This window comes from Gammaproteobacteria bacterium, assembly GCA_034522055.1.
GTDB lineage: Bacteria > Pseudomonadota > Gammaproteobacteria > JAABTG01 > JAABTG01 > JAABTG01.
On sequence record JAXHLS010000002.1, the window covers coordinates 2,795,408 to 2,812,864 of the forward strand.

The 17,457-nt window shown below is 65.6% G+C and carries 12 protein-coding genes and 1 pseudogene; all 13 read left to right on the forward strand.

Going from position 1 to position 17,457, the window contains the following annotated elements:
- Positions 1 to 4: 4 nt before the first annotated feature.
- The 13 genes and pseudogenes from U5S82_13505 to U5S82_13565 all read left to right on the forward strand — a co-directional run bounded on the left by U5S82_13505 (position 5) and on the right by U5S82_13565 (position 17,217).
- Positions 5 to 1,000 (forward strand): DUF6569 family protein, encoded by a 996-nt coding sequence (locus U5S82_13505; protein ID MDZ7752648.1) that lies wholly within the window; start codon positions 5 to 7, stop codon positions 998 to 1,000.
- Complete coding sequence (locus tag U5S82_13510) at positions 997 to 1,776, forward strand: hypothetical protein (protein ID MDZ7752649.1); 780 nt, start codon at positions 997 to 999, stop codon at positions 1,774 to 1,776. Before U5S82_13505 ends, U5S82_13510 begins: the two co-directional genes overlap by 4 nt.
- Complete coding sequence (locus U5S82_13515) at positions 1,763 to 2,761, forward strand: ADP-ribosylglycohydrolase family protein (GenBank protein MDZ7752650.1); 999 nt, start codon at positions 1,763 to 1,765, stop codon at positions 2,759 to 2,761. The genes U5S82_13510 and U5S82_13515 overlap by 14 nt, the downstream gene beginning before the upstream one ends.
- Complete coding sequence (locus U5S82_13520) at positions 2,758 to 3,408, forward strand: tetratricopeptide repeat protein (protein ID MDZ7752651.1); 651 nt, start codon at positions 2,758 to 2,760, stop codon at positions 3,406 to 3,408. Before U5S82_13515 ends, U5S82_13520 begins: the two co-directional genes overlap by 4 nt.
- Positions 3,409 to 3,418: 10 nt before the next feature.
- Positions 3,419 to 3,973, forward strand: coding sequence for a cyclin-dependent kinase inhibitor 3 family protein (locus U5S82_13525; protein ID MDZ7752652.1), 555 nt, complete (start codon positions 3,419 to 3,421; stop codon positions 3,971 to 3,973).
- A 29-nt stretch (positions 3,974 to 4,002) separates the two neighbouring features.
- Positions 4,003 to 5,217, forward strand: coding sequence for a DUF6361 family protein (locus U5S82_13530; GenBank protein ID MDZ7752653.1), 1,215 nt, complete (start codon positions 4,003 to 4,005; stop codon positions 5,215 to 5,217).
- Entirely contained in the window at positions 5,217 to 7,007 is a 1,791-nt protein-coding gene (locus tag U5S82_13535; GenBank protein ID MDZ7752654.1) for a phospholipase D family protein, read from the forward strand. The genes U5S82_13530 and U5S82_13535 overlap by 1 nt, the downstream gene beginning before the upstream one ends.
- Positions 7,004 to 8,827 (forward strand): hypothetical protein, encoded by a 1,824-nt coding sequence (locus tag U5S82_13540; protein ID MDZ7752655.1) that lies wholly within the window; start codon positions 7,004 to 7,006, stop codon positions 8,825 to 8,827. The genes U5S82_13535 and U5S82_13540 overlap by 4 nt, the downstream gene beginning before the upstream one ends.
- 31 nt (positions 8,828 to 8,858) lie before the next feature.
- Entirely contained in the window at positions 8,859 to 10,166 is a 1,308-nt protein-coding gene (locus U5S82_13545) for a helicase-related protein (protein ID MDZ7752656.1), read from the forward strand.
- A 323-nt stretch (positions 10,167 to 10,489) separates the two neighbouring features.
- Positions 10,490 to 13,573 carry a DEAD/DEAH box helicase family protein gene (locus U5S82_13550; GenBank protein ID MDZ7752657.1) on the forward strand — a complete coding sequence of 1,028 codons (3,084 nt, stop codon included), beginning with the start codon at positions 10,490 to 10,492 and terminating at the stop codon, positions 13,571 to 13,573.
- On the forward strand, positions 13,570 to 13,860 hold the full coding sequence (locus U5S82_13555) for a nucleotidyltransferase family protein (GenBank protein ID MDZ7752658.1): 291 nt from the start codon (positions 13,570 to 13,572) through the stop codon (positions 13,858 to 13,860). Before U5S82_13550 ends, U5S82_13555 begins: the two co-directional genes overlap by 4 nt.
- Positions 13,853 to 14,212 carry a DUF86 domain-containing protein gene (locus U5S82_13560; protein ID MDZ7752659.1) on the forward strand — a complete coding sequence of 120 codons (360 nt, stop codon included), beginning with the start codon at positions 13,853 to 13,855 and terminating at the stop codon, positions 14,210 to 14,212. The genes U5S82_13555 and U5S82_13560 overlap by 8 nt, the downstream gene beginning before the upstream one ends.
- A gap of 30 nt (positions 14,213 to 14,242) precedes the next feature.
- Positions 14,243 to 17,217 (forward strand): annotated as a pseudogene (locus tag U5S82_13565) (site-specific DNA-methyltransferase).
- Positions 17,218 to 17,457: the final 240 nt, after the last annotated feature.

A 17,457-nucleotide genomic window follows, 5' to 3' on the forward strand; every position in this document is an offset into this window, starting at 1 on the left:
CCCCATGTCCGTCATCGCCGAATGCCTGTCCGAAGTCCGCCTGGGGGCGCCCCGGACTCATCTTAACTTGACCCTTTATCCGCTCCTCGCGGAAGGGCCGGCCGAGCCTGGTTACCTGCTGCTGGACGCCGCCCTCGATTCCGGCTGCGCCCACGTGACCGAGGTCTCGGAGTCCGGCAGCGTGCCGGAACTCAAGTTCGTCAACGATTGCGGGAAGCCCGTGCTGCTGCTGGACGGCGAGGAACTCATCGGCGCCAAGCAGAACCGCATCCTCAATCTCACCGTGCTGGCCCCGGCCCAAGCCACCATCGTCATCCCGGTGTCCTGCGTCGAGGCCGGGCGCTGGAATCGCCGCTCGGAGGAGTTCACCAGTGCCAAACGGGCCCACTACGCCGCCGGCCGCGCCCGCAAGGCGGCGCAGGTGAGTGCTTCAATGCGCTCATCCGGCTCGCGGCGGAGTGACCAGGGCGAGGTGTGGTCGGACATCGCAGAGAAGTCGGCCCGCATGGAGGCCCATTCCGACACCGGCGCAGCCGAGGCCCTCTACGAGCGCCACCGGGAATCGCTGGAGGCATTCAAGTCCGCCTTCGTGCCCTTCGAGGGCCAGGTCGGGGCGCTGTTCGCCATCGACGGGCATGTGGTGGGGCTCGACCTCTTCGATAGCCCGGCCACCCTGGCCGCGGTGCAGCCGAAACTGGTGGAGAGCTATGCCCTGGATGCCCTCGACAGCCATAAACGTGAGGCGGGGGCCTCCGACCCCCAGTCATTCCTCGAATCCGCCACCCGGGCCAGGGTGGAAACCTTCCCGGCGTTGGGCGAGGGTGAGGACTTGAGGGTCCGGGCCGATGGCCTCGCGGGCGGCGCCCTGGTGAAGGACGCCCGGGTGGTCCACCTCTGCTTGTTCCGGGTAGCTGCCGACGAGAACCAGCGCGCACAGCGCACCAGCCGGCTAGCCCGGAGCTACCAGCGGCGCCACGGCTACACGGGGGAACGGTCATGAAGGAACAGCACCTCATGCCTGCGCCAGTCCGGGGCCGCTACTCGGTGGTGTGGAAGTTCATGCCCGAGGGTTGGGGCGAGGACATCTCCGCGGCCCCGGCCCCGGGCGCCATGCCCTATTTCGTGGACGGGGAGGACTACGAGCGCCTGGAGCGCAAGGAGCGCGTCCAGCTCAAGGGCTATGCCCTGCTGTGTGGGATCCTCATCTCCTGGTTCGAGCCGGACAAGTTCATGGCGGGGCGCGAGCGGGCGCTCGACTGCTTCCTCGAGGACATGGTGGAGCGCCTGCGCCAGGACCTGGCGATGCCCTCCGTAGAGGCGATGATCCTCGCCGCTGCCGACCGTGTGCGGGAGGACCACGGCCCCCTGCTGGCCTCGCGCATGCTCACCGCCGCCATCCACCTGGCGCCGACCAGCACGCCCGTTCGTTATCAGCTCATGGTGGACGTGTGGCGCTGCCTGGAGACCCTGGACGACGTGGACCAGAATGGCGCCCTGGGCTTTATCCACCAGGTCTACACCGACGCGGACCTCACGGGCGCCGATCCGGACAGGGTGGAACTCATGGACTATATGCACATGGTGGCGCTGCGCTTGACGGCCGGGCCGGACGACTACAAGCGCTTCTTCTGGGAAACGGCGTCCAAGCACATCCACGATCCCGCCCTGCGCCACCGGATGTTTGACTTGATAGAGGACGATTCACCACGATTCCAGGACTATCGAATCGGGACTGACGGCGGGGCGCATGCGGGAGGACGAGATGACAGGGGGTAGGGCGCAGCGTCATGGGGAGAATCGCCGCGACCGCTACCGGGGAGCACTCCTGGGGCTCGCTGCGGGCGACGCCCTCGGCACCACCCTGGAGTTCAGCCCGCCGGGCGGTTTCACGCCCATCACCGGCATGGTGGGCGGCGGCCCATTCGACCTGGAGCCCGGCCAGTGGACCGACGACACGTCCATGGCCCTGTGCCTGGCGGAGAGCCTGTTGGCGTGCGAGGGATTCGACCTCTTCGACCAGATGGCCCGCTACGTGCGCTGGTATCGTGAGGGTCACCTTAGCAGCACCGGCACCTGCTTCGACATCGGCGCCACCGTATCCGCGGCGCTGCGCCGCTTCGAGACCCAAGGCAACCCGCTGGCCGGCGATCCCGACCCGCGCTATGGCGGCAACGGCTCCCTGATGCGTCTCGCTCCGGTGCCCCTGGCCTTCGCCCACGACCCCGCCGAGGCCATGCGCCTGGCCGGGATCATGTCCCGCACCACCCATGCCGCGCCCGAGCCCGTGGATGCCTGCCGCTACTACGCCGGACTCATGGTCGGCGCCCTGAACGGCGTGCCCAAGGCGGCGTTGCTGGCGCCCCGTTACAGCCCGCTACCCGAACTCTGGGAGGCCAAACCCCTGGCGCCACGCATCGATGAGGTCGCCGCTGGCTCGTTCAAGACGAAGCAGCCCCCGGACATCCGCGGTACCGGCTACGTGGTCCAGGCCCTGGAGGCCGCCCTGTGGGCCTTTCATACCACCGACGACTTCGAGACCGGTGCGCTGGCCGCCGTCAACCTCGGCGACGACGCCGATACCACCGGCGCCATCTACGGCCAGCTGGCCGGGGCCTTCTATGGCGCCGATGCCATTCCCCGCTCCTGGCGCGAACGCCTGGCCCGGGCCGAGACCATCACTGCCATGGCCGACGGCCTGCTGGCATTGTCCATCCGGCTGGCCAAAGGGACCGAAGACCGACTGGAGAAGGCGGCACCATGACGGACGACGAACACATCCCACTGACCTTCGAGGAGGCCGAGGGTCACCTGCGCCGGCAGATCGCCCGGTGCGAGGACCGTGCGACCCGGGAGGCGCTCACGTTAGATCGGGTGGTCCTTTACAGCCGCGCGGGACACCACGCCGAGGCCAGGCAGCTGGTGCGCGAACTCCTCAGGACCCCGGCGAACCCGGCGGACGAGGCCCGGTACTTGCTCAACCTCGGCCAGCTTCAGGAGCAGACGGAGGACTTCCAGGATGCCCGGGACAGCTACCTGCGGGGCCTGACGCTGGACGCGGGCGAGGCCGGGGTGCGCTACCTGCTCAACAACAATCTCGGCTACACCCTCAACCAGCTCGGGGAGTACGAGGCCGCACAGGCATACTGTATCAAGGCCATCGAGATCGACCCGGCCCGCCACAACGCCTGGAAGAACCTGGGCGCCTCGTTTGAAGGGCAGGGCCGGCCAGCAGCGGCTGCCGGGATGTACCTCAAGGCCGCCGAACTACACCCCCGGGATCCCCGGGCGCTGTGCCACCTCGTGGAACTGGTAGCGCAGCACCCGGAGGTACCTGCCGAAGTGGCGGACTTCGACCAGAGGCTGGACCACTGTCGTCGGCGCGCCGAGGCGGCTAACGGGAATGCGTAAGGGAATGCCCATGAAACCCCGAACAAGCAGCACCCATCCCCTGGAAATCGCCACCCTGAAACTGCCCGGCGGCGGCCGGCTGGGCCTCACGTTCTGCCCCGGCAAGCACGACCCCCACGCCATGACCGGCCCCTGGGAGCGGGACCTGGACACCGATCTCGCCGCCATCACCGCCTGGGGCGCCACCACCCTGGTGACCCTCATGGAAACCCCGGAGCTCATCTACCTGCGGGTCGCCGATCTTGGCACCCGCGCCAAGGCCCACGGCCTCACCTGGCATCAGCTGCCCATCCCCGACGTGTCGATACCCGGCGAGGACTTCGAGGCCGCCTGGCCCGCCGCCAGTGCCGACCTGCACCGCCGCATCCAAGAAGGCGAGGGCATCGTCATCCACTGCCGCGGTGGCCTCGGCCGCACCGGCCTGGTGGCCGCGCGGCTGCTCATAGAACAGGCTGAGCGCCCAGAGAAGGCCCTGCGGCGGGTGCGTGAGTCGCGACCGGGTGCGGTAGAGACACCCGAGCAGGAGGAATTCGTGCTTCACAAGTGCCGGGTCCGCGACGTATAAGTGGAAATTTGGAATAACAAGAACTGACAATGGAACCTGCTTTGACATGGCTGGACCTCACGGTGCGCGACCGTGAGAAGATGCAGCGAGTGCTCGACCTCTTCAGCGAGCAGGGTACCGTGGACGAGATGGGACTCGGGACCCTACGCGATGCCCTGTCCGATGCACTTTTCCCTGGCACCTCTTCAATCCAGACTCGCCTGAGGTACGTGCTGTTCATCCCGTGGCTCTACCAGCGGCTGGCACCGCGGGTTCGCAGCGGGGAGATTATGGATGTGAGCCGGGCGGCACGGGATGCGGAAACAGGGTTGATCGGGCCCTTGCTGGATAGCGACGACACACAAGGCGTCATCGGATCCATGGCGAGGTCGCGGCTTAGCCGGCTGCCATCGGAGGTCTATTGGGGCGCCATGGTGCGCTGGCGAGTCTTCTCTCACTCGAAAAGCCAGAGCTGGCTCCATACCCACTTCGAGAGCTTGGCCCACGGCATCTCGGAGACCGGCCGGCCCGATGATCCGGGCATTGTGTGGAGCCGACAGCCCATCTGGCACCCGCGCCTGCCCCCAGCGCCAAAGGGGTTCCCGTGGAAGGCCTCATTCGACCTGGCCGCCGAGGAGGCGGACTTCATCAGAGGGCGGCTCGAGGAGCAGTGCGGCGGGACGCTGCTGGCCTGGCTGGCACGAGCGGGGAGTGCCACCCCGGCCGAAAGCTTCTGGGAAGACCCTGCAGCCCTCGGGGCGAATCGGAAGATTGCATCCACGGTTGAGTTGGCGCGGCGTTTCTCCCTGCACGTGGAGGGCATCCCGCTCCTCTACAATCTGGTACTGGCCGAACACTACGCGAGGCAGCATGGCGACGATCAGGGATTGATCAGTGACTATCAAACGGAGCTTGACGAATGGGCCGCCCGTGAGCGGTCGGAAGCGCCGTTCGGGCCACGGGCCCTGTGGACGTTCGTGGCCGAGCAGGACGGGCGTCTGGTCGAGCCTCAGCGGCGGTTCGTGGAGAGCTGGACGAGGCGGGTTACCGCGATCGGTCCCGCCGCGGTGGCCAGCGACGCGTTCCTGAAGAACCTCGTCGAGCATCGCGAGCTCCAGCTCAAGGGTCCGCGGGCACGGCTGGCCAATGCCGGGCGGTTGCTCGACTGGAGCTGCCGCGGCCGGGTGGGGGTGGGGCGCATGGACTTCCGCTGGTTCCGCGTCCGCCAGCTCCTGACCGATCTGCACCGGGGCCTGGCAGCCTGATGCTCTCGCCGGATACCCGCGCCGTCGCGGTCGACCTGTTGCGCCCGCCACCGGGCTATCGCTTCGACACCGCCGTGATCACCACCTACAGTCTGGACCTCGAGGCCCTCCTGGCCCTGCCACTGGCCACCCTCCAGCGGGTCGACGACGGCATCGAGGAGCTTCTCGAGGACCCGCTCGCCCTCGTGGAGCCACTGCGTGAGGCGGCGGAGCGCATTCGGGTCTTCGTGGACGAGGGGGGCATCGCCATTCCGCGCTCGGCGCGCCCGCTCTATGCCCTGCTGGAGGACAGCGTGCACCCTGTGCGCGCGCCTCACGGCGGCGCCTTCCATCCCAAGGTGTGGGTGGCACGCTTCCTGGACGCGACGGACCAGCCCCTGCTGCGGGTGGCGGTCATGTCGCGCAACCTCACATTCGACCGGTCCTGGGACGTGGCCCTCACCAGCGAGGGCGGACCGCAGGGACCAGGCAGGCGCCGCCCAACCCGTGCCCTTGGCAACCTGCTGCGGGAACTCCCGGGCCTGGCCACTGAAGCCCCACCAGATTCTGCTGTCGCTGCTGTCGAGACACTCGCCGCCGATGCGGAGCGTACCCTCTTCCCGGCACCGGAAGGCGCTGGCGACAACATCGTCTTCCACGTCACCGGCATCGGCCCGAAACCCCAGCGCTGGCGCCCGCTCGAGACGGGCCGGCGCACCCTCGCCATCGCGCCTTTCGCCAACCGCAAGGCTCTCAAGTACCTGGCTGACCTCACCTCAGGCCCTTGCGAGCTGGTGAGCCGCCAGGACACCCTGGACGCGCTCTCGGCCGCGGACCTCGCTCCCTGGGAGTCGGTACATGTCATGGTGGATGCCGCAGAGAGCGAGCCGGAGGATGAGGCTTCGCACCACTTGAGCGGCCTACACGCGAAGCTCATCGTCGTGGAGCAGGGGCGCGAGGCGACTTGGCTCACGGGCTCCGCCAACCTCACTGCCGCGGCCTTCGAAGGCCGCAACGTTGAGGTGATGGCCGAGCTCAAGGGAAGAAAGGCTGGCCCCCGAGGGATGGGTATCGATCGCTTCCTGGACGCGGGCTTCCGCGGCCTCTGTGCGCCGTATCGACGCAGCGAGGCCGATACCGAAGGCGAGGCCGAACGCCACGCCCGGGAGCGGCTGGAAGCCATGCGCGACACACTCATCAAGGACGAGACATTGAAAGTGACCTGCAGCGACAACGGGGAGACTTGGTCCTGGGCTCTGGTCGGCGAATTGGCCATACCCGAAGGAATCGAGGTGCGGGCCTGGCCGATATCGTTGAGTGCGGACCAGGCCCGGTCCCTGGAACTGCCGCTCACTTGGAACCTGCCGGTGGAACAGCTGAGTACCTTCGTGGCCTTCAGGCTCCATGCGCCTGAAGCGCGGGTGGATGACATCGCCCTGACCCTCAAGCTGCCGGCGGAGGGGATCCCGGAGCACCGGCTGGCCTACGTGCTTCGCAGCCTCATCGATAGCCCCGAGAAGCTCCTGCGATTCCTGCGTGCACTGCTCGGCGGTCTCGACAGCCTGGTGATAGTCGACGAAACAACAAACCCAGGGCCGGCAGCCTCTCCGTGGCATATGGGGCCGGGCGGCGACGCCCTGCTGGAGGACCTGATGCGCGTGGCGTCCCGCGACCCGGAACGCCTGGAGCGCTTGCGGTCGATCATCCACGACCTGCGCGAGACGGAGTCCGACCCGCCCCTGGTGCCCGACGACCTGTACGCGATATGGGAGGCGGTAGATATCGTCGTCCGGGAGCGCGGGACCTCATGACGCGGCCGGATCTGAATGCCATCCTGGCACCCTTGAAGCCCTTCCAGCGCCGCACGGTGGACCACGCCTTCCACCGACTGTTCGAGGCCGGGGACAGCACCAGCCGTTTCCTGGTGGCCGACGAGGTGGGTCTCGGCAAGACCCTCGTCGCCCGGGGCGTCATCGCCCGCGCCATTGATCTTTTATGGGATGATGTTGGTCGGATCGACATCATCTATATCTGCAGCAACGTCAGCATCGCGCGCGCAAACCGCGAGAAGCTTCGGGTAAGTGCCGGCGAAGAGCAAAGCGTCGCACTCTCCACACGGCTCACCATGCTTGCCACCGATCTGGCCCCGAAGGAGGGGCGAGCCAGCCTCACCGAGAGCCGGCTCAACTTCGTGAGCTTCACGCCCTCCACCTCATTCGACATGGGGAACTCCAGTGGCCAGGCAAAAGAACGTGCGGTGCTCTTCCGCCTGCTGTCCCCCCTGGTGAGCCGCCGCATCCCGCTTATGAACCTGTTGCAGGGTGGCGTCACCCGCACCGACCGGTGGCGGCGGATGCTGGAGGAGAGTGAGAGAAACATCCCCCTGGAGCCCGGTATCCAGCAGCGCTTCGTCGCCGAGTACGGACGTCGCCCGGACGTGAGTAACGAACTCGAGGCGCTTCTTGACGAATGGTTCGCCCGCCACCGCAAGCACTGGCCGGAGCCGACCCGACAACGGCGCAACCGGCTCATCGGCGAACTGCGCCACCTGCTGGCCGGGATCTGCGTAGACGCCCTGGAGCCGGACCTGGTGATCCTCGACGAGTTTCAGCGTTTCAAGTCGTTGCTGGAGAACAATGCGGAGAAGAGCGACCCTGCGGCCGAACTGGCCCATGCCCTGTTCCGGGCGCGGACACCCGAGGGGCACCCCGTCCGTACCCTGCTGCTCTCGGCCACCCCCTACAAGCTTTACACGGCGGATGCGGAGATCGAGCAGGAGGACCACTACGCGGACTTCCTGGCCACGACGCGGTTCCTGATGGCGGAAGACGAGGCTCGGGTGGCGGGCCTCAAGAAACAGATTGGAGCCTTCAGCGCTGCCTTGAAACGTGCGGCCTTCGGGGACGTAAGCGCGGTCGCGCCCGCCAAGGTGGCGCTGCAGGAGACGCTCCTGGCCGTCATGACCCGTACCGAGCGGGTGGGGGCTACGGCATCCCTCGACGGCATGGTGGAGGAGGCCAGGACGGGGCTCGCGCTGCTGCACCAGGACGTGCGGCAATACGTGGCGGCCGACGCCCTCTTCAGGGCCGTCGGTGACCAGGACCCCATCACCTACTGGAAGTCCGCGCCCTACCTGCTGCACTTCATGCGCAACTATCGGTTCAACGAGCGCCTGGAGGAAGCCCGGGACCCACCTTCTGATAAGCTGACGCGCGTGCTGCACGACCATGCGTCGTCATTCCTGCAGGCCCGGGGCCTCGAAGCGTGGGCACCTCTGGAGCCCGCCAACGCCAAGCTGCGCGCTCTCGCCGGGGACCTGCCTGGACGGCGGGCTGTGGCGCCTGCTCTGGATGCCGCCCACGGTCCCCTACTGGCCGCTCGAAGGCCCCTTCGAGGGCCAGGAGGACCGCACCAAGACCCTGCTGTTCTCGGCATGGAACGTGGTCCCGGAGGTGGTGAGCGGCGTGCTCAGCTACGAGGCCGAGCGCCGGATGATGGACGGGCAACTGGAGGCTTACCAGGACCCTGCCGGTCAGCAGTCACCGCGCCTGCGCCTGACCCACAGCACGGGCGGCAATCGGTCACGTCACCGGCTGTTCCTGCTGCTGTTGCCTTGTCTCCCACTGGCTGATCTAGCCCATCCCCTCGAGGCGCCCCCGGGCGTGGACCGGAAAGCGTGGGTGCGAGGGCAGGTGGAGGCCCTCTTCAGCAGTCCAGGGCTTCCGGACCCGCCAGAAGGGCCGGTGGACGACCGCTGGGAATGGGCCGCTCCATTGCTGGTCGATCCCGGGCTGCGGGGGTTCCTGGAGGCCTGGCACGGCGACGGCGAGCTTCCCAGGCCGAACCCGGAGGTGTTCCCCGACTACATAGCCGATCTGCGCGACCTGGATGTCAGTACGCTCGGGCGGAGGCCCGATCACCTCGAAGAGCTGCTGACGGAGGTCGCCCTCGGCTCGCCCGCCGTGCTCGCGGCCCGGACCCTGCGCAGCGCAGGGCTGGAAGATGACGCACGACGCAGGGCGGGCGTTCGCCTCGCGGAGGCCTTCTGGGGCCTTTTCAACCGGCCCGCCGTCATCTCGCTGCTGGATCAGCTTGCCCGCGGGGAGACCGACACGTCGCGGGAGGAGGGTTTCTACTGGCGCCAAGTGCTGCGTTACTGCATCGCCGGCAATCTCCAGGCCGTTCTGGACGAGAGCTGGCACCTCATGTGGGAGCAGAGGGCGTGGTCGGACACGGCCGATCGCACGGCACTCGCCGAGGCGTGCGCCAAAGACCTTGCAGAGCAGGTTCAGCCCCCCGTCGCACGGGTGCACGCGCACTTCTACAAGACGAGTGATGTCGGCGCCATCGAACGGGATGAGCTTCGAATTCGAACCACCTTCGCCCTGCGCTTCGGCGACATCCGCACCGAGGACGGGAATTTCACCCAGGACCGGGTGCGGGAGGCCTTCAACAGTCCCTTCCGCCCTTTCGTGCTCACCTCCACCTCGGTGGGCCAGGAGGGCCTCGACTTCCATCCCTGGTGCCACCGACTGATCCACTGGGACCTGCCGGGCAATCCTGTGGACCTGGAGCAGCGCGAGGGCCGGATCCACCGTTACAAGGGACACGCCGTGCGCCGGAACGTGGCCGCCGCCCACCACGCCGAGGCCCTGGGCCAGTGGCGGCCAGGCGACGATCCCTGGCAGCTCATCTTCGACCTGGCACATCGGGCGGCCCGGGCCGCTGGCGCCAGCGACCTCGTGCCCCACTGGCTTGCCGCTGGCGACTGGCGTGTCCAGCGCCATGTGCCCCTGCTGCCTTTCTCAAAAGAGGTTGCGGTCTTCCAGCGCCTGAAGCGCCAACTCGCCGCCTACCGCGTGGTCTTCGGCCAGCCCCGCCAGGAGGAGCTGATGACGTTGCTGGAGAACGCCGACCTGGACACCGCACTACTGCGGGACTGGGCGGTGGACCTCACGCCCCGTTCATAGGACAGGAGGGCGGTGAAAGAGGCCCCCCTGCAGTGCCCGGAGTCCCGGGCGTTAGGCGGGCTGCTTGACCCGGCGATCCTCGAGATGCACGATTCATGGGGAAGATTTACTGCACAAATCAATAATCAGGAAAGATTCGGCTTGCCGCGTGACTCGTTACTTGAGCTGGCCCCGCACGCATTGGGGAAAGAAGAGGGAGATGGTGCACTTGGAGAGGGTGAGGTCATTGGAGGGGCGACTGCCGGAAGGCAAATGCAATAGTCCGGCTGTACCTTCCCCTATAGTCAACGACAAATGGCCGGCGCGCGGCAAGGAGTGGGTCGGTGGATAACCCCTTCTTCAATCACCCCGTCCTCAACTCCCCTTACGAATATCCCAAACGACACTGGGAGCTGGACGAGTCGGGCCAGCCGACCCAGAAGGTACTGGAAAGCCGCCGCCCGGCGGAGTTCATCACTCCTATCCCGAAGCCCAAGAAGCAGAAGGGGGTGGCGAAGCAGGCTACGCTGCTGTTCGACGAAGGGAAGGGGCTGACCAGGGGCGACCAGCAGTATGCCCACACGGCCATCATTAACGGCGTCCGCCAGGAAGTAGACCGCTGGCGCGGACTGCCCGCAAGCCAGTGGCGGGTGACTCCCGAGACGGCACGACTGCTCGAGCACTGGCGGCACCACCCGTTCAATGGCATCCGGCCCTTCTTCTGCCAGGTGGAGGCGGTGGAGACGGCCATCTGGCTCACCGAGGTGGCGCCCCATGTGGGCAAGGCCGGTGGACGGTTCCTGGAACACCTTGAAAACGCCAACCGCGAGGCCAACCCCGAGCTGATGCGCCTCGCCCTCAAGCTGGCCACGGGGGCGGGCAAGACCACGGTGATGGCCATGATCATCGCCTGGCAGACCATCAACGCCGTGCGCCATCCCCAGAGCAAGCGCTTCACCCGCGGATTTCTGGTGGTGGCCCCGGGGCTCACCATCCGCGACCGCTTGCGGGTGCTCCAGCCCAACGACCCGGACAGCTATTACCAGAGCCGCGAGCTGGTGCCCAGCGACATGCTGGGCGACCTGGAGCGGGCCAAGATCGTCATCACCAACTACCACGCCTTCAAGCTGCGCGAGCGCATGGAGCTCTCGAAAGGCGGGCGGTCCTTGCTCCAGGGCCGCGGCGAGGCGCTGGAGACCCTGGAGACCGAGGGCCAGATGATGCAGCGGGTCATGCCCGGGCTGATGGGCATGCGCAACGTCATGGTGCTGAACGACGAGGCCCATCATTGCTACCGGGAAAAGCCGCCGGAAGAGGACGAAGAGGGCAACCTCAAGGGCGACGAGCGCAAGGAGGCCGAGAAGAACAAGGAGGCGGCCCGTCTGTGGATCACCGGTCTGGAGGGCGTCAAACGCAAGCTTGGAGTGGCCCGGGTGATTGACCTTTCCGCCACGCCGTTCTTCCTCAGCGGCTCGGGGTATGCCGAGGGCACCCTGTTCCCCTGGACCATGAGCGACTTCTCGCTCATGGACGCCATCGAGTGCGGCATCGTCAAGCTGCCGCGGGTGCCCGTGGCGCAGAATCTTCCCGGCGAAGAGATGCCCATGTTCCGCGAGCTGTGGAAGCACATCGCCAAGGACATGCCCAAGAAGGGCCGGGGCAAGGCGAAGTCCCTGGATCCACTGGCATTACCGGTGCGCCTACAGACGGCCCTGGATGCCCTCTACGGCCACTATCAGAAGACCTATGAGCTCTGGGAGCAGGCGGGTGTCGGCGTGCCGCCCTGTTTCATCATCGTCTGCAACAACACCTCCACCTCGAAGCTGGTCTACGACTACATCTCGGGCTTCCTGCGGGAGAACGACGACGGCACCACCACCCTGGAGAACGGGCGACTGCCGCTCTTTCGCAACTACGACGAGCACGGCAACCAGCACCCACGCCCCCGCACGCTGCTCATCGACAGCGAGCAGCTGGAATCCGGTGATGCCCTGGACAAGAACTTCCGCACCCTGGCCGGCGATGAGATCGAGCGCTTCCGGCGCGAGATCATCGACCGCACGGGGGACCGACGCCAGGCAGAGAACATCACCGACCAGGACCTGCTGCGGGAGGTGATGAACACCGTGGGCAAGCCCGGCCGGCTGGGGGACTCCATCCGCTGCGTGGTCTCCGTCTCCATGCTCACCGAAGGCTGGGACGCCAACACCGTCACCCACGTGCTGGGCGTGCGGGCCTTCGGCACCCAGCTGCTGTGCGAGCAGGTCATCGGCCGCGCCCTGCGCCGGCAGTCCTACGACCTCAACGAGCAGGGGCTGTTCAACGTGGAGTACGCCGACGTGCTCGGCATCCCCTTCGACTTCACGGCCAAGCCGGTGGTGGCACCGCCCCAGCCGCCGCACCAGACCATCCAGGTGAAGGCCGTGCGCCCCGAGCGCGATGCCCTGGAGGTCCGTTTTCCCCGGGTCGCCGGCTACCGGGTGGATCTACCCGACGAGCGCCTGGTGGCGAAGTTCACCGACGATTCCACTCTCGAGCTCACACCGGGCCTGGTGGGGCCCTCCATCACCCGCAACCAGGGCATCATCGGCGAGGGCGTCGACCTCAACCTGGTGCACACCGGGGACTTGCGACGCTCCACCCTGCTGTTCCACCTCACCCAGCGTCTCCTCTACACCAAATGGCGTGACCCGGGCGAGGAGCCCAAGCTCTATCTGTTTGGCCAGCTGAAGCGTCTCACCAAGCAGTGGCTGGACAACCACCTGGTCTGCAAGGGGGGCACCTATCCCGCCCAGCTCATGTACCAGGAGCTGGCCGACATGGCCTGCGAGCGCATCACGGCCGCCATCACCCTGGCCGGCATCGAGACCAGGCCCGTGAAGGCGGTGCTCGACCCCTACAACCCCGTGGGGTCCACCACCCATGTCAACTTCAACACCTCCAAGACCGAGCGTTATCAGACTGACTCCAGCCGCTGCCACGTCAACTGGGTGATCCTGGACAGCGACTGGGAGGCCGAGTTCTGTCGCGTCGCCGAGGCCCATGCACGGGTGAAGGCCTACGTGAAGAACCACAACCTCGGCTTCGAGGTACCCTACCGCTACGGCTCCGAGACTCGTACCTACCGTCCGGACTTCATCGTGCTGGTGGACGATGGCCACGGCGACGACGACCTCCTGCACCTGGTGGTGGAGATCAAGGGCTACCGGGGCGAGGACGCCAAGGACAAGAAGACCACCATGGACACCTATTGGGTGCCGGGTGTGAACAACCATGGCAGATATGGTCGCTGGGCCTTCGCCGAATTCACCGACGTGTGGGAGATGCAGTCCGATTTCGAGGCCAAGGTGGCCGCGGAGTTCGATAAGATGATCGCCGGTGTGGTCAAGATGCCCACAGAGCAGGCACCAGCGGGTGGAGTCAAGTGACCAGAGCAGAGACCCTGAGCCGGCTCAAGTCCGCCAAACCGGAGCTGTCGCGGCGCTTCGGCGTCACGGACCTCGCCCTGTTCGGCTCCCGGGCGCGGGGCGAGGGCAGGGCATCCAGCGACGTGGACATTCTCGTGCGCTTCGACGGCCCCGCCACCTCCGCGCGCTACTTCGGTGTACAGTTCTACCTGGAGGACCTGCTGGGCAGCCCGGTGGACCTGGTCACTCACAAGGCGCTGCGTCCGGAGCTGCGGCCGTTCATCGAGGTCGAGGCCGTCCATGTCTGAGCCAGGAGCGCCAAGCCGTGAATGGCGCTTCTATCTGGACGACATGTGTGCCTTCGCGCGCAAGGTGTTGGCGTATACGGAGGGCCTGGACCAGCAGGGCTTCGTCGCCGACCCCCGCACCTACGACGCCACGCTGCGCAACCTGGAGCTCATCGGCGAGGCCGCCACCCATATCCCGCAGGATGTTCGCGCCGCGCACCCGGAGATCCCGTGGCGCCAGATCATCGCCACCCGCAACAGGCTCATCCACGCCTACCTCGGCACTGATGACGACACCCTCTGGAGCATCGTGAGGGACGACATCCCGCGGCTCGCCGAGGCCCTCGAAAGCCTGATACAGGCAGGGCACTGAGCCGCCATCAGCAAGGAACCGGACGTCGAAATGGCAGGACGAAAGAGCAAGCAGGGCCCCAGGCCCGTCGAGGCCATCACCCACCACGAGGCCACGCGCAGGAACATCCCCACCGCCGAGTACCAGTCGGTGCTGCACAAGGAGGAGCAGGAACCCCTGCGGGTAGCCTACGAGCGCCGCAACCGGGACCTGGACCCCCAGTTGGTGTGGCGCGGCAAGGACGAGCAGGACTGGTCGGACCTTGTGGTCCACGCCCCGCCCCTCTACATCCAGGAGAAGGTCCACCCCAAGGTCCTTATCGACGACCTGCTCCGCCACTCAAAGTCTCCATCTGCCCCCGGGGGCGGTGGCGACCAGCCCGACCTCTTCGCCGACTTCAACGGCCTGCCCGACGACCATGCCCGCACCGAGTTCTACCGGCACGACGCCAACTGGACCAACCGCATGATCCTGGGCGACAGCCTGCAGGTGATGGCCTCACTGGCGGAGCGGGAGGGATTGCGGGGGCAGGTGCAGTGTATCTATATCGATCCGCCCTATGGCATCAAGTTCAATTCGAACTTTCAGTGGTCGACGACGAGTCGAGATGTTAAGGATGGGAATGTCGAGCACATCACTCGAGAGCCAGAGCAAGTGAAGGCATTTCGTGATACCTGGCGAGATGGCATTCATTCATACCTAACATACTTACGGGACAGGTTGACTGTTGCGCGGGATCTACTGACGGAGTCAGGATCTATTTTTATCCAAATAGGTGACGAGAACGTGCATCGCGTTCGGGTAACACTGGATGAAGTGTTTGGAGAAGATAACTTCGTTACAGAGATAATAGTGGTGAAGTCATCAGGGCTCGGTAGTACTACGATCCCTCGGCAGAATGACTTTATTCTTTGGTATGCAAAGTCGGCCGGTGCATTAAAAGTTCGGGCGCTCCGTTTGGAAAAAATTCTGGGTGAAGCAAGCGCAGACGCCTACATGCACGGTATGACCCCGGATTTAGCCATGCGACGGCTAAGCAAGGAAGAGCAATCCGGGCACAGTGCTGTACCCCAAGGCTTTAGAGTATTTCGCTATGACAATCTGACCAAACCAGGGCCTGGCGCGAAATACGAGGTCATACTCAACGGAAGCAAATTTACTAGCAAGTTGCGTTGGTGGGGTATTCAAGAGATCGGAATGGATCGAGCTATTAAGGCAAACCGTGTGGCCGCCGGAAAGACTTCGCTCAGCTACATTCGTTTTCTCGAGGATTCGTCATCCACTCCATTATCCAACCTCTGGACCGACACCGCGACCGGAAGCGGGTTGAACAAGGTTTATGTTGTTCAAACTACCGAAAAGGTCGTTCAACGCTGCCTTCTTATGGCGACTGACCCGGGTGATCTTGTGCTCGATCCGACATGCGGGTCCGGTACGACCGCTTACGTTGCCGAGCAATGGGGTCGCCGCTGGATCACTATCGATACTTCCCGCGTCGCCCTCGCCTTGGCCCGGGCCCGCATCATGGGCGCACGTTATCCTTACTACCTCCTAGCCGACAGCCCTAAGGGTCAGCAAAAGGAGGCGGAGATCACCCGCAGCGAGCCCTCCAGCCAGCCCACGCGTGGCGACATCCGCCACGGCTTCGCCTACCAGCGGGTGCCCCACATCACCCTGAAGTCCATCGCCAACAACGCCGAGATCGACGTCATCTGGGAGCGCTTTGAGGAAACGCTCAAACCCCTCCGCGAGCAACTAACCGCAGCCATCCCGGCCCAATGGCTATCCGACTACCGGGCCAAGCAGAAGTACGACGTAGAGCTGCCCGAGGCTATCCAGGAATGGGAGGTCCTCCGCGAATTTCCGGAGGACTGGCCCGACGCGGCGCGGCCCCTGCATGAGGAGTTCTGGCTGCAGCGCATCGCCCGCCAGGAGGAGATCGATGCCTCCATCGCCGCTAAGGAGTCTGATCGAAATTAACTTGCCATCTTTCGATCTGGCGACTACTACGGATAAGCTCGATGCGGCTATCAGAGTGACAAGCTAATTCTCGTCAGTGGCCTAAGGCCGACTCCGAGTACCTCTACGACAAGCCCTACGAGGACAGGAAGACCGTCAGGGTGGCCGGCCCCTTCACCGTGGAGAGCTTGTCGCCCCACCGCGTATTGGGCGTTGACGAGAATGACGAGCTCATGGACGGCGTTGCGGACGGGGAGGGCGGCGACTACAAGGAGCAGGACTTCGTCCAGATGATCCTGGAGAACCTGCGCACCGCCGGTGTCCAGCAGGCCCACAAGGAGGACCGCATCAGCTTCACCACCCTCGCTCCCTGGCCCGGCGACCTCATCTGCGCCGAGGGACGCTACGTGGAAGGCGGCGTAGATGGGGAAGATGAAAGCGCAGGGCCGGAGAAGCGTGCCGCCATCTTCGTCGGACCCGAGTTCGGCACCGTCTCCCGCCCCGACTTGGTGGAGGCTGCCAAAGAGGCCGCCGAGGCCGATTTCGACGTGCTCATCGCCTGCGCCTTCAACTACGACGCCCACTCCACAGAGCTCAACAAGCTCGGTCGCGTGCCCGTGCTCAAGGCCCGCATGAACGCTGACCTCCACATGGCCGAGGACCTCAAGAACACCGGCAAGGGCAACCTGTTCGTCATATTCGGCGAGCCCGACATCGACATCATCCCCACCACGGGCGACCTCATCCAGGTGAAGGTCAACGGCGTGGACGTCTTTCACCCCAGCAGCGGCGAGGTCCGCTCCGACGGCCCCGAGGGTATCGCCTGCTGGCTCATCGACACCGACTACAACGAAGAAAGCTTCTTCGTCCGCCACGCCTACTTCCTCGGCGCCAACGACCCCTACAAGGCCCTCAAGACCACCCTCAAGGCCGAGATCGACGAAGACGCCTGGGCCACTCTCCACAGCGACATCTCCCGACCCTTCCTACGGCCGGCCTCGGGGCGGATCGCAGTAAAGGTGATCAACCATCTTGGCGACGAGGTCATGAAGGTGTTCAGAACTTGAACGACGCCGCGCAGTAGCACTGGCAAGGGCGGCAACCCGCGTCTGGCTGGACGTTTTCCCTGATATGTCCAGAGACACGAGGAAGCGAAGGGAGGGGTAGCATGGCATTTAAGCGTTTCGGGGACTGGAAACGAAAGCTATTGGCCAGGCACGAGCTGCACCGCCCGGACGGGTGTTAGCGGCTGAGTAAATCCGCGCATAAATGGCGAAGGTCGCAGTCGCAGGTTCAGGCGGCGTGAC

Bases quoted from the DNA above. Each gene is read 5' to 3' on its own strand.
- U5S82_13535 (MDZ7752654.1), top strand. From the start codon at position 5,217: ATGCTCTCGCCGGATACCCGCGCCGTCGCGGTCGACCTGTTGCGCCCG.
- U5S82_13505 (MDZ7752648.1), top strand. From the start codon at position 5: ATGTCCGTCATCGCCGAATGCCTGTCCGAAGTCCGCCTGGGGGCGCCC.
- U5S82_13530 (MDZ7752653.1), top strand. From the start codon at position 4,003: ATGGAACCTGCTTTGACATGGCTGGACCTCACGGTGCGCGACCGTGAG.
- U5S82_13515 (MDZ7752650.1), top strand. From the start codon at position 1,763: ATGACAGGGGGTAGGGCGCAGCGTCATGGGGAGAATCGCCGCGACCGC.
- U5S82_13560 (MDZ7752659.1), top strand. From the start codon at position 13,853: ATGTCTGAGCCAGGAGCGCCAAGCCGTGAATGGCGCTTCTATCTGGAC.
- U5S82_13510 (MDZ7752649.1), top strand. From the start codon at position 997: ATGAAGGAACAGCACCTCATGCCTGCGCCAGTCCGGGGCCGCTACTCG.
- U5S82_13520 (MDZ7752651.1), top strand. From the start codon at position 2,758: ATGACGGACGACGAACACATCCCACTGACCTTCGAGGAGGCCGAGGGT.
- U5S82_13540 (MDZ7752655.1), top strand. From the start codon at position 7,004: ATGACGCGGCCGGATCTGAATGCCATCCTGGCACCCTTGAAGCCCTTC.
- U5S82_13525 (MDZ7752652.1), top strand. From the start codon at position 3,419: ATGAAACCCCGAACAAGCAGCACCCATCCCCTGGAAATCGCCACCCTG.